Below are 12,410 nucleotides of genomic sequence, written 5' to 3'. Positions count from 1 at the left end.
GAAGTCGTACTTAGAAAGTACGACCAATTTCAAACTGGATTTCTTTAGTTTCATCACCTGGTTTATCATTTAACGGGAATGCATAGCTAAGTGACAATGGTCCAATCATAGTAATCCAGGTTACACCCACACCCACGCTATAACGTAAGTTACCTAAATCAAAGCCGTAGTTATCTTCACAATATTTTTTAACATCTGAAATTGACTGACCATTAATGGTCATGCCTTTAGTGCCATACACAGAGTTATCAATATTACATTTGGTATCGAAGACCTGACCACCTTCAGCAAACAGTACAGGGCGTACCTGACGAGTCCAATCACCCTTAAATGGCATAGGCAATGCCAACTCAGTACCAAATTGAACTAGAGCATTACCACCAACATTTTCAGGTGAAGGATCATTTTGTTTTGTTTCTTGTAAATTTACACTGGCATATTTAGGTCCCAAAGTACTGTTGTCATATCCTCGAACAGAACCGTAACCACCCGCATAAAAGTTCTTATAGAATGGTAAATCGTTACCATAACCAAGCTTACCATAACCACGAAGAACAAAGCCTGATTTACCAATCGGCAAGAATGCTTGCGTATCATAAGTTAATTTTTGATAGTCAACATCACTACCCGGTAAACCAATTTCAAGACCTACACGGTGAGACATACCAGACGTTGGGAAAATTGGTCTATTTAACGTGTTATATGACCAACCTAGGTTTAAGTTATAAGTAAAGAACTCGCCTTCAAAAGCATTATTATAGAATTCTGGAGCTGTACACTCTCCAGTTTTACTATCAATTTGTGATTTTCCATTAGCATCTAAGGGACAGTACGATCCTTTGCCTGTTGCCTTACCACCATTTGCCAATAAATAGTCACGCACATAGGTAGAAACATAAGGACCAGTCGTCACTTTAGTATTATCAATACCTACAGATGCACTTAAGCTTTGGTTTTCATCAATTGGATAACCAAAACTTAAACTACCACCAAAACTATCTGTTACATAGTTGTTAACGTTATAGTTATCATTTAACTTAGTTTTACGATAATAAACGTTATAACCACGGCTGACCCCATCAATGGTAAAGTAAGGGTCAGTAACACTTAAGTTGTAATAGTCTTGAGTTTCTGAACGAGACAAATCAATTGCAACTCGGTTACCAGTACCCATAAAGTTAGTTTGACTAAGTCCTGCTTGGAACGTGATACCGCCATTTTGCGAGTAACCTACAGCTAATGTGGTAGTACCTGAATGTTGTTCTTCAACATTTACATTCAAATCGACCTGGTCTGGTGAATTTGGGATACGAGCAGGCTTAATATCAACTGTTTTAAAGAAGCCTGTACGCTCTAAACGAACTTTAGACAAGTCAATTTTTTCATTACTTGCTAAAGCACCTTCCATTTGGCGCATTTCACGACGTAATACTTCATCGGAAGTTTTGCTATTACCAGTAAAGTTAATACGACGCACGGTCACTTGCTGACCTGGGTTTACATAGTAATTTAAGTCAACAACACCAGTTTCATTATTAATTTGCGGAACGATATTTACATCAGCAAAGTAATAACCAGCGTTACCATACTTACGTAAAAGTAATTGTTTAACCGCATTTACCTTTTCTTGTGAATAGGTATCGCCATCTTTATAAATTTTTAGGGCTTGTAATTCTTCAGGTTTATAAAGCGCATCACCTAAGAATTTAGTTTGACCAAATTTAAACTGGTTACCTTCCTCAACAGCAACTTCAATAAAGATATGTTTTTTATCTTCACTGATATTAAGCTGAGAATTATTAATATTGAAATTAATATAACCCTTGTTAAGGTACATTGCGCGTAATGCTTCAAGGCTTGCAGCCATTTTTTCACGCGCATAACGGTCATTACGTGTGACTACTGAAGCCCAACCACTTTCTTTAACAGCAAATGCTTGTTTAATTTCACTGTCTTTAAAAACAGTATTACCAATCACATTGATATCAAAAACTTTTGCTGGCGTCCCTTCGTTAAAATTAAGTTTTAATTCAACGCGGTTATTTGGTCGTGCAACGGTATCAACAGTAACGCTAGCATCATAACGACCTTGTTGAGTATATTGCTGCTCTAATTCTGTTTGAATGGTTTGCAAAGCAGATTTCTTAAAAACCTCACCCTCTGCAACACCCATTTTTTTAAGGCCTTGTTCTAAGGCCTCTTTAGGAATAAGTTTATTACCCTTAAATTCAAGTTTTGAAATAATTGGGCGTTCAATAACATTAAAAACCAAAGTATCGTTATCTTTTGATGCTTTAATATCATCAAAAAGACCCGTGGCATACAATGTTCGAATTGCTTCGGCGATCATCGGTTCATTAACGCGATCGCCACTGTTGATTGGCAACATGGTATAAACATTTGCAGGAGTAAGACGGACTAACCCGTTTACACGAATATCTCTAACAACGAAATCATCAGCTGCATATGCTTGTTGTACCGCTGCCATAGCGCTAACAAGTGCCAAAGGCATTAAAAAATGTGTGTGCCGCATGCCAGTTTTTTCCAGTAAGTTATAAATCCATATACGTTTACAAACGCATAAAGTCATTAAATAAAGCTAAAAGCATCATACTACCGAGCAGTACCATACCAATTTTTAGACCAAACATTTGTATTTGTTCAGAAACAGGTTTCCCTCGAATAGCTTCAATAATGTAATACACTAGATGGCCACCATCTAACATTGGAATTGGTAATAAGTTTAAAATTCCAAGACTTACACTCATTAAAGCCATAAAGGAGATAAAAGTTTCCCATCCCATTTCTGCACTTTGTCCAGCTACTTTTGCAATGGTAATTGGCCCAGAAAGATTTTCTAATCCAATTAATCCTTTAACCATTTTCACTATCGAATTCAAAATCATGCTAGAGATTTGGCCAGTTTTATCAAGTGCCATTTCAAAAGCTTGTATTGGAGTATATTGAATTGTTTGCTTATATTCGTCAGGAATTGTAATTTTTCCAGCATCACTTTTTACACCAAGAACACCATTGACTTGTCCCATATTATCCCGCTTCCCTTGCGGCATAACTTGTAAATGTACCAACTGCTCATGACGTAAAACGTCAATATTAAGTAGTTTTTCTGGAGAACGCTGAACGACTTCAACTACATCAAACCAATCTTTCATAGGTTGACTATCAATCGCAACAATACGATCACCTACTTTCATACCTTGACGAATTGCTGCACCATCTTCGGTTAATTCTGTTACAACAGCAGGAATGATAGGACGATAAGGCAAGAAACCTAATAATTCCAGTGCAGAATCATTCTGGTTTTTTAAAAAATCTTTAATTGGTAATACAAAATTTTTCTCGGTACCTGCACGATCAACATCGATATTTACAGTACCTGTTTCACCCACACGATCAATTAAAGCAAAATTTAGCTTTTCCCAAGTTGCGGTCTCTTTTCCATCAACTGCAATAATTTTATCGCCTACATGTAACTGGGCAGCAGCAGCTGGAGAATTTGGAATAATTTTGCCAATTTTAGTATTTAATTGTTGTTGTGCGGGTAAAAATAAAACCCAAAAAAGAAGCACAGCAAAAATTAAGTTAATTAACGGCCCTGCAGCAACAATAGCTATACGCTTCCATGGTTTTTGACGGTTAAAAGCATATGGTAGATCTTCTTCTGCGACATTACCTTCTCGCTCGTCTAACATTTTAACGTAGCCACCCAAAGGTAGAGCAGAAAGCTGATACTGAATACCTGACTTTCTAGATGTCCATTTCAGTAAGGTTGGGCCAAAACCAATTGAATAAATTAAAACTTTAACCCCAAGCTTTCGCGCGACCCAATAATGACCAAACTCATGAATTGCTATTAAAGGACCAAGTAAAAGAGCTGCTGCTGCAATCATAAAAAGCGCATTCATTTCAGCCTCCAATACTTGATATATATTTCTGAGCTATAGACCGAGCCACTTTATCTTTATCTAAAATGCACTCAATGCTCTCAGCCGCTGCATTCTCTAAATCTTGCAAAGTATGCTCTACCACTTGTGGAATATGTGTAAATCCAATCCTTTCCTTTAAGAATGCTTCAACAGCAATTTCATTTGCCGCATTCAAAATGGTAGGTGCCAAACCACCTGCACGCATTGCTTGTCTTGCCAAATTCAATGCAGGAAATTTTTGGGTATCTGGCGCCTGAAAATTAAGTTGAGAATACTCAAATAAATCTAAAGCAGGAACGCTTGTTTGTAAACGCTCAGGCCATGCTAATGCATGTGCAATCGGCGTACACATATCAGGATTACCCATTTGTGCTAATGTTGAACCATCAACATACTGCACCATAGAGTGAATAATACTTTGTGGATGAACAACAACTGTAACAAAATGTTCAGATATTGAAAATAAATGACACGCTTCTATCAACTCCAACCCTTTATTCATAAGAGTAGCTGAGTCAACTGAAATTTTTTGCCCCATTGACCAGTTTGGATGTTTACATGCCTGTTGGGGTGTTACATGTTCCAACTGTTCTAGAGAATGATTTAAAAAGGGACCACCAGATGCGGTTAGCAGTATTTTGGATACGCCTAATTGCGGTTGCCCAGTTCTATCGACTTGTAAATAGTTATGAGGTAATGACTGGAAAATAGCATTATGTTCTGAATCTACTGGCAATAATAATGCCTGATGATCAAGAGCAGCTTGCATCATGATTTCACCAGACATAACTAATGCTTCTTTATTTGCAAGCAATACTCGTTTACCTGCTTTAACAGCTGCCAAAGTAGGCAATAAACCAGCTGCACCTACAATTGCAGCCATCACAACATCAACATCTGCATGTGATGCAATATCAACCAAACCATCTTGTCCAACTAAAATATCAATACCCTGTATATTTTGTTGAACAAATGATGTTTTTAGTTCAGCTATTTTGTTTTCAGGAACAACAACAACTTTAGGGCGGAACTGTTTGCAGATTTCAACAAGTTCAGGAATTCGACTATGCGCCGAAACTGCAAAGACTGAATACTTATCTGGATGTTGACTTAAAATTTTTAAGGTACTTTGCCCAATAGAACCGGTTACACCCAATATGCAAACAGATTGTGTCATCTATAAATCTACACCAATAAGCTTTAATATATACATTCCCGTTGCAAAAATCGGGGCTGCTGCGAGTAAAGAATCAATACGGTCCAGTACACCACCATGACCTGGCAAAACACGGCCAGAATCTTTAATACCAGCACGGCGTTTAATCATTGATTCAAATAAATCACCTAATACTGAACCAAATACTGTGATTAAAGACAAGATCAGGAATAAAAGTTGTTGAACCCAAGTTAGATTTAAATATTGATATTGCACTACAAGCATGACAATAACTGTAGTGAGAATACCACCATATAAACCTTCTACTGATTTGTTAGGACTTACTGTAGGTGCCAATTTTCTTTTACCGAATTTACGACCTACAAAATAAGCTCCACTATCTGCACCCCATACAAGCAAGAACAAATACATCAACCACCATGGTGAGCTTTGCCATACTACAAATATCGCAGTCACTGCTGCACAGATAAGAATTAAACCAATGACATAAAGGGTCGCGTTATACCACCCATCAAATTCAGGAAAAGACTTAACCCAATAAACACTAACGAGCCAAGTTAAAATTGAAGCAGACCATAGCAGTAATGCAATGTCATGAAAGAATAAGGCAACGCCTGAAACAAAGGCAACTAGTAGACCATAACCCCATGCTTTAGGCTTTACTACGGCGCCAGCTTCATGAGGCATTAACTTATACCACTCATACCCCGCCACCGCTGCTGCTACAATCATAAGTACCAACATTGGATAATGTGATTGCGTAGCAAACATACAGCCTAAAACAACTGCAACAAGTACCAATGCGGTAACAATCCGCTCTAACATTATAAATTCTCGATTTTCTCTTGCTGAATTTGTTCAGATGTTTTACCGAAACGACGTTCACGCCCTGAAAATACATTCAATGCATGATCGAATTCCTCGACTGTAAATTCCGGCCACAAAGTATCCGTAAAATACAGTTCCGCATAAGCTGCTTGCCATAACAAGAAGTTAGATATACGGAAATCTCCACCTGTACGGATCAACAAGTCCACAGCTGGCAGATCGTTTAGACTGACATATTTTTCGAACAAATCAACATTTATTTGATCAGCGTCAATTTCACCACGTGAAACTGCTTGGGCAACTTGTTTAGCTGCATTTGCAATATCCCACATACCACCATAGCTAATCGCAATGGTTAATGTCATGGCGTCATGATGTACTGTTTGTTGCTCTGCATCTTCCATTAAGGCAACTAAATGTGAAGGTAATCTAGAACGATCCCCTATAAAACGCAAAGCAATATTGAATTTCTTCATGCGAGGTATTTGCTCATGAATGGTTTCTTCAAGAAGTTTCATAAGCAGATCGACTTCATATTGTGGTCGATTCCAATTTTCACTCGAAAATGCAAAAACAGTTAAAGCACGGACGCTAGTTTTTATACAATGTTCAACAATAGGGTCAAGAATATTTTTACCCTCTCGATGCCCATCACCTTTTTGCATTTGGTTTTTCTTTGCAAAGCGGTTGTTGCCATCCATGATGATGGCAACATGCTTAGGAAGATGATACTCTTCTGATTCGGTCATAAAATTAGACCTTCATCAATTCTGCTTCTTTCGCTGCAAGACGCTTATCTACTTCTGCAACATATTTATCAGTGATTTTCTGGATATCATCACCTGCACGACGCTCATCATCTTCAGAGATTTCTTTCTCTTTCAACAATGCTTTGATATCACCTAAAACATCACGACGAATATTACGAATAGCAACTTTTGCATTTTCAGCTTCGCTGCGTGCAACTTTCTGCATATCACGACGTGTTTCTTCAGTTAAAGCTGGTAAAGGCACACGAATTGAATCAGCAGTAATCGGGTTTAAACCTAAATCACTTTCACGAATTGCTTTATCAATTGCAGATACCATTGTACGTTCAAATGGTTGAACGATAAGCGTACGAGAATCCTCAACACCAACGTTCGCTACTTGGTTTAAAGGCACATCAGAACCATAGTAAGGAACCATTACCCCATTTAAAATTGATGGGTGTGCACGGCCGGTACGAACTTTAGCAAACCCTTGTTCCAAAGACTCAAGAGTTTTCATCATACGCTGTTCGCTGTCTTTTTTCAGATCGTTAATCATATGATCTTCCTTACTTATTTATTCAAGGATGTATATAACAAATTTAATTTAGCGCTAGTATAAAGAGCTTTGCAGCACACGTACATTACTTAGTAACGCGTGTACCCTCTTTTTCACCCATTACAACTGATAAAAGCGCACCAGATTTATTCATATCAAATACTTGCAATGGCACATTATGGTCACGGCATAAACAAATTGCTGTTAAATCCATAACACCTAACTTCTCATCCAACACCTGATCAAATGTTAAATGATCGTATTTCACCGCATCTTCGTATTTGCTTGGATCTTTATTATAAACACCGTCTACTTTGGTTGCTTTCAAAATTAAATTTGCTTCAATTTCAATACCACGTAAACATGCTGCTGTATCAGTAGTAAAGAATGGATTTCCTGTTCCCGCAACGAAAACACATACTTCGCCTTGGCTTAAGTGGCGAATTGCATCACGACTTGAATATGACTCTACAACAGTACCAATTGGTAGTGCAGACATAAGACGAGTTCTGATGTTACGACGCACCAATGCATCACGCATTGCCAAACCATTCATGACAGTTGCAAGCATCCCCATTTGGTCACCTGTTACACGGCCAACCAAACCATCTTTTTGTAACTGGCTACCACGATATAAGTTACCGCCACCCACAACGATACCTACTTGCACACCCAAGCCAACCAAATGTGCAATAGAAAGTGACATTTGATCTAAAACTTGAGCATCAATACCCATATCTTTATTACCTGATAAAGCTTCACCAGATAATTTTAATAAAATTCGTGAATAACGGGGGCTGATTGTTTCCGCCATGATTTTGCTCCAAGACCTCTTAAACTGAATGCTTTTTGAATCGTGATTCGATTAGACCGATTTAATTTTAATTAACTTTGCAAATAAGTCGTATTCATCCGCATCGGTAATTTCGACTTCCAACATATCGCCTGGTTGAATCGTGCTCTTATCGATATCTTCTACAAAGACATTACCGTCAATTTCCGGAGCATCGGCATAAGAACGTGCAACAGCAACAGGATATTCATCTTCCAAACTATCGACTAATACAGTCATCGTTTGACCAATACGTTTTTGTAATTTGGCAGCAGATATTTGCTGCTGCACTTGCATAAAGCGCTCGTAACGCTCTTGCTTAATTTCTTCTGGCACATGATCTGGTAAATCATTTGCCGTAGCGCCTTCTACTGGTGAATAGGTAAAGCAGCCTACACGATCAAGTTGAGCTTCAACTAACCAATCTAGCAAAATCTGGAAGTCTTCTTCAGTTTCACCTGGAAAACCAACCACAAAAGTAGAACGGATTACAAGATCAGGGCATTTTTCACGCCATAATTTAATTTTTTCTAAAGTATTTTCACTATGTGCCGGACGTTTCATTAATTTAAGAACGCGTGGGCTTGCATGCTGGAATGGAATATCGAGGTATGGCAAGATTTTACCTTGAGCCATTAAATCGATCACTGCATCAACATGTGGGTATGGATATACATAATGTAGACGAACCCAAATACCAAGCTGACCAAGTGCTTCACACATATCAAAGAATTTAGTTTTTACAGGTTGGCCATTCCAGAAGTCCAACTTATATTTAGTATCTACACCATAAGCTGAAGTATCTTGTGAAATAACCAAAATTTCTTTCACACCTGCGCGTTTTAATGCAGCCGCTTCTTCTAATACGCTACCAACTGGACGTGATACTAAATCACCACGCATGCTCGGGATAATACAGAAGGTACAACGGTGGTTACAGCCTTCAGATATTTTTAAATAAGCATAATGTTTAGGTGTTAAACGGATACCTTGCTCAGGAACAAGATCAATAAACGGATTATGTTTAGGCGGCGCTGGCACATATTCATGTACAGCTTCCATAACGTCCTGGTAAGCTGCTGCCCCAGTAACTTTTAAAACATTAGGGTGCATTTGACGAATTTTATCTTCGTCTTTACCCAAACAACCTGTAACAATAACTCGGCCATTTTCACTCATGGCTTCGCCAATTGCATCTAACGATTCTTGTACTGCAGATTCAATAAAACCACAGGTATTAACAACAACTAAATCAGCACCATCATAATCTGATGCAACTTGATAACCTTCAGTCTTTAACTGAGTTAAAATTCGTTCAGAATCTACCAATGCCTTAGGACAACCTAAAGAAACAAAACCGACTTTGGGGGTCTTCATGAATCTGCGCTCCACTTGAATGCGCGTATTGTATGTCTTTTCTCGTCTCAAGCATAGGTGGAAACCCCACTCTTTGTGTAATGCACCAAAATACAACCAATATTTGCACCAAAACTCAATATTGCACCAAGTTGGAACATGGTATTATTAGCAAGCAGGCTGCTATTTTTGACCAAAAGATATTAAGAACGATTTTAGAGCGCTTTAAATACGCTTAAAACCTTAAAATAATCCATAAACAAAGTTGGCGTATATTTTGCATCATTCATGTTCTATAACGGTGAAAACCGAGAACCAATGAAGATGCCATTGCGCCATTTTAAGACAGGAACGATTCGCTAATGGATCAACACACACCTATCGACTATCGCCTTTTGGTAGACAATTTAACTACTGCGATTTTATTAATCGATAGTAACTTTAATATTTTTTATTTGAATTCAGCTTGTGAAGCACTTTTTGACATTAGTTTGCTTCGCGCTTCTGGACAACCGGTTTTAAATTTACTTCATGCACCTGATGATACTTTTAATACGCATGAAGCTTTGCTCAATACTCTAAAAACAGGACAACCTTATACACGTCGTGAAGCTGTCATTAATGTCAACTTTAAAGACTTACATGTTGATTATACGGTCTCACAGTTAAATGCAGGTAAAAGCTACCACCCGCTCTTACTTATTGAGCTAAATCCTATTGATCGCATGTTGAAAATTTCTAAAGAAGAAAACCTGATTCAACAGCATCAAGTGGCTCGACAGTTAGTTCGAGGGGTTGCTCACGAAATTAAAAATCCTCTTGCTGGAATACGCGGTGCAACCCAGCTACTTGCTCGGAGCTTAAATGACGAGAGCTATGCGGAATTTACAGATGTCATTATTAACGAGGTAGACCGTCTTACCAATTTGGCTGACACCATGTTGGGTTCAAGACAACTGCCAAGTTATGAGAACGTAAATGTACATGAACCTTTAGAACGTGTACGTTCTTTAATAGCAAATCAAACCAAGAAAAAAATTAAAATTACGCGCGACTATGATTTGTCTTTGCCAGATGTAAAAGCCGATCGAGATCAACTCATTCAAGTCATGCTCAATATTAGTGTGAATGCAATTCAAGCGATTACAGAGAATAAATCATTTTTTACAGATCAAGAGCCTGAATTAATTTTACGTACCCGTATTCAACGTCTAGTCACCATTAATGGTGTGCTCAACCGCTCTGCTGTAAGAGTCGATATTGAGGACAATGGACCGGGTATTCCCGAAAGCATTTTAGAATCTGTGTTTTATCCTTTGGTTACAGGACGAGCAAAAGGTACAGGGCTTGGCCTGAGTATTGCACAGAACATCATGCATCAACATAACGGAATGATTGAATGCCAATCAGTTCCTGGAAAAACAATGTTTAGCTTATATTTACCTTGGGAGTCAGACCGTGTCGCGAAATAAAATATGGGTTATTGATGACGATCGCGCCATGCGATGGGTACTTGAAAAGACCTTTAAAGAAGAAGGATTTGACGTCACCAATTTTGAAGAAGCTCAAACAGCACTCGAACGTTTACATCATGATGCGCCTGATGTCATCTTAACTGACATCCGTATGCCAGGTATTGATGGATTAACTTTCTTATCTAAAGTCAAAAACTCTCATCCCGACTTGCCTGTGATCATTATGACAGCGCATTCGGACTTAGAGTCTGCTGTATCTAGCTATCAAACTGGTGCATTTGAGTATTTACCAAAACCGTTTGATATTGATGAAGCTTTAGCATTAGTCAATCGTGCGATTTTGCATATTAATAAATTGCAGCAGCAAGAGGCTACAAAAACTGCTTCTCCGCTACAATCGACAGAAATTATTGGTGAATCTCCTGCTATGCAAGAGGTTTTCCGAGCAATTGGCCGCTTATCGCAATCACACATTACCGTTTTAATTAATGGCGAGTCAGGAACTGGTAAAGAATTAGTTGCGCATGCGTTACATAAGCATTCACCACGCCGCGCCAAGCCATTTATTGCTTTAAATATGGCAGCAATTCCTAAAGATTTAATCGAAACGGAATTATTTGGTCATGAAAAAGGTGCTTTTACCGGCGCTAACACTCAACATCAAGGTCGTTTTGAACAAGCAAATGGCGGAACTCTCTTCCTTGATGAAATTGGTGATATGCCTTTTGAAACACAGACTCGTTTATTACGTGTACTTGCTGATGGCGAGTTTTACCGAGTAGGTGGACATATCCCAGTTAAAGTTGATGTCCGAATTGTGGCTGCGACACACCAAGATTTAGAAAAATTGGTGAATGAAGGACGCTTCCGTGAAGACTTATATCATCGCTTAAATGTAATTCGCATTCATATTCCTAAGCTTGCACATCGCAGTGAAGATATACCGATGCTGGCTCAACACTTCTTGGCTCGTGCTGGTAAAGAGTTAGGCGTAAGTCCAAAGATTTTACGTACCGAAACGACTGACTATATGCAGCAACTACCATGGCCTGGTAATGTTCGTCAGCTCGAAAATACTTGTCGTTGGCTAACCGTCATGATTACTGGTCGTGAGGTTTACCCTGAAGATTTACCTTCTGAACTCAAACAAGTTCCACTCCAAAAAAATAGTGAAACTAGCCAACCAGCACCATCTTTTGAGCGTATTTCGCTACATCATTGGGATGAATTGCTAAACCAATGGGCAATTCAAAAGCTTAAGAATGGTGAAATGAAAATTTTGGATATTGCTACGCCGATGTTTGAGCGTACTTTAATTAACGCAGCACTACAGCAAACTCGTGGACGCAAACGTCATGCAGCCGAGCTATTAGGTTGGGGACGTAACACCCTAACCCGAAAGCTAAAAGAGCTAGGAATGGATTCTGCTGATGACGATGATGAGGACGAACACAAAGCGACTTTATCAGAAGCCTAACAGCGAAGTA

11 protein-coding genes are annotated in these 12,410 nt (G+C 38.7%); 3 read left to right on the top strand and 8 right to left on the bottom strand.

All coding sequences use genetic code 11. The annotated features are described in order from the left end of the window. Positions 1-10 precede the first annotated feature (10 nt). From bamA to rimO, 8 genes are all read right to left on the bottom strand, one after another. Positions 11-2,533 carry an outer membrane protein assembly factor BamA gene (gene bamA / locus RMA95_RS11610; RefSeq protein ID WP_400197282.1) on the bottom strand — a complete coding sequence of 841 codons (2,523 nt, stop codon included), beginning with the start codon at positions 2,531-2,533 and terminating at the stop codon, positions 11-13. 37 nt (positions 2,534-2,570) lie between these two features. Next, a complete protein-coding gene (rseP, locus tag RMA95_RS11605) occupies positions 2,571-3,926 on the bottom strand; it encodes an RIP metalloprotease RseP (protein ID WP_311070718.1) in 1,356 nt (451 codons plus the stop codon). Position 3,927: 1 nt separating this feature from the next. After that, a complete protein-coding gene (gene ispC, locus RMA95_RS11600; protein ID WP_311070716.1) occupies positions 3,928-5,124 on the bottom strand; it encodes a 1-deoxy-D-xylulose-5-phosphate reductoisomerase in 1,197 nt (398 codons plus the stop codon). Then, on the bottom strand, positions 5,125-5,949 hold the full coding sequence (locus RMA95_RS11595) for a phosphatidate cytidylyltransferase (protein ID WP_304400411.1): 825 nt from the start codon (positions 5,947-5,949) through the stop codon (positions 5,125-5,127). Then, the gene (gene uppS / locus RMA95_RS11590; protein ID WP_304400410.1) at positions 5,949-6,701 is read right to left on the bottom strand and encodes a polyprenyl diphosphate synthase; all 753 of its coding nucleotides are present in this window, start codon (positions 6,699-6,701) and stop codon (positions 5,949-5,951) included. Before uppS ends, RMA95_RS11595 begins: the two co-directional genes overlap by 1 nt. Positions 6,702-6,705: 4 nt before the next feature. Then, the gene (frr, locus tag RMA95_RS11585) at positions 6,706-7,260 is read right to left on the bottom strand and encodes a ribosome recycling factor (RefSeq protein WP_002049637.1); all 555 of its coding nucleotides are present in this window, start codon (positions 7,258-7,260) and stop codon (positions 6,706-6,708) included. Between the two features lie 85 nt (positions 7,261-7,345). Next, positions 7,346-8,074, bottom strand: a complete 729-nt coding sequence (gene pyrH / locus RMA95_RS11580) for a UMP kinase (RefSeq protein WP_000852257.1) — start codon at positions 8,072-8,074, stop codon at positions 7,346-7,348. 51 nt (positions 8,075-8,125) lie between these two features. Next, positions 8,126-9,469, bottom strand: a complete 1,344-nt coding sequence (rimO, locus tag RMA95_RS11575) for a 30S ribosomal protein S12 methylthiotransferase RimO (protein ID WP_000856678.1) — start codon at positions 9,467-9,469, stop codon at positions 8,126-8,128. 32 nt (positions 9,470-9,501) lie between these two features. Between rimO and RMA95_RS11570 the strand changes: the two genes are divergently transcribed. The 3 genes from RMA95_RS11570 to glnG all read left to right on the top strand — a co-directional run bounded on the left by RMA95_RS11570 (position 9,502) and on the right by glnG (position 12,400). Next, positions 9,502-9,687, top strand: a complete 186-nt coding sequence (locus RMA95_RS11570; protein WP_263613898.1) for a hypothetical protein — start codon at positions 9,502-9,504, stop codon at positions 9,685-9,687. Between the two features lie 123 nt (positions 9,688-9,810). After that, positions 9,811-10,920: a nitrogen regulation protein NR(II) gene (glnL, locus tag RMA95_RS11565; RefSeq protein WP_304400409.1), complete on the top strand. Its 1,110-nt coding sequence runs from the start codon at positions 9,811-9,813 to the stop codon at positions 10,918-10,920. After that, positions 10,907-12,400: a nitrogen regulation protein NR(I) gene (glnG, locus tag RMA95_RS11560; RefSeq protein ID WP_311070706.1), complete on the top strand. Its 1,494-nt coding sequence runs from the start codon at positions 10,907-10,909 to the stop codon at positions 12,398-12,400. Before glnL ends, glnG begins: the two co-directional genes overlap by 14 nt. Positions 12,401-12,410 lie beyond the last annotated feature (10 nt).

This window comes from Acinetobacter sp. V110_1, assembly GCF_031798975.1.
Lineage (GTDB): Bacteria > Pseudomonadota > Gammaproteobacteria > Pseudomonadales > Moraxellaceae > Acinetobacter > Acinetobacter nosocomialis_A.
This window is presented reverse-complemented; position numbering and strand designations above follow the sequence as displayed.

Bases quoted from the DNA above. Each gene is read 5' to 3' on its own strand.
- glnL (WP_304400409.1), top strand. From the start codon at position 9,811: ATGGATCAACACACACCTATCGACTATCGCCTTTTGGTAGACAATTTA.
- RMA95_RS11595 (WP_304400411.1), bottom strand. From the start codon at position 5,949: ATGTTAGAGCGGATTGTTACCGCATTGGTACTTGTTGCAGTTGTTTTA.
- pyrH (WP_000852257.1), bottom strand. From the start codon at position 8,074: ATGGCGGAAACAATCAGCCCCCGTTATTCACGAATTTTATTAAAATTA.
- rimO (WP_000856678.1), bottom strand. From the start codon at position 9,469: ATGAAGACCCCCAAAGTCGGTTTTGTTTCTTTAGGTTGTCCTAAGGCA.
- frr (WP_002049637.1), bottom strand. From the start codon at position 7,260: ATGATTAACGATCTGAAAAAAGACAGCGAACAGCGTATGATGAAAACT.
- RMA95_RS11570 (WP_263613898.1), top strand. From the start codon at position 9,502: ATGTCTTTTCTCGTCTCAAGCATAGGTGGAAACCCCACTCTTTGTGTA.
- ispC (WP_311070716.1), bottom strand. From the start codon at position 5,124: ATGACACAATCTGTTTGCATATTGGGTGTAACCGGTTCTATTGGGCAA.
- uppS (WP_304400410.1), bottom strand. From the start codon at position 6,701: ATGACCGAATCAGAAGAGTATCATCTTCCTAAGCATGTTGCCATCATC.
- bamA (WP_400197282.1), bottom strand. From the start codon at position 2,533: ATGCGGCACACACATTTTTTAATGCCTTTGGCACTTGTTAGCGCTATG.
- rseP (WP_311070718.1), bottom strand. From the start codon at position 3,926: ATGAATGCGCTTTTTATGATTGCAGCAGCAGCTCTTTTACTTGGTCCT.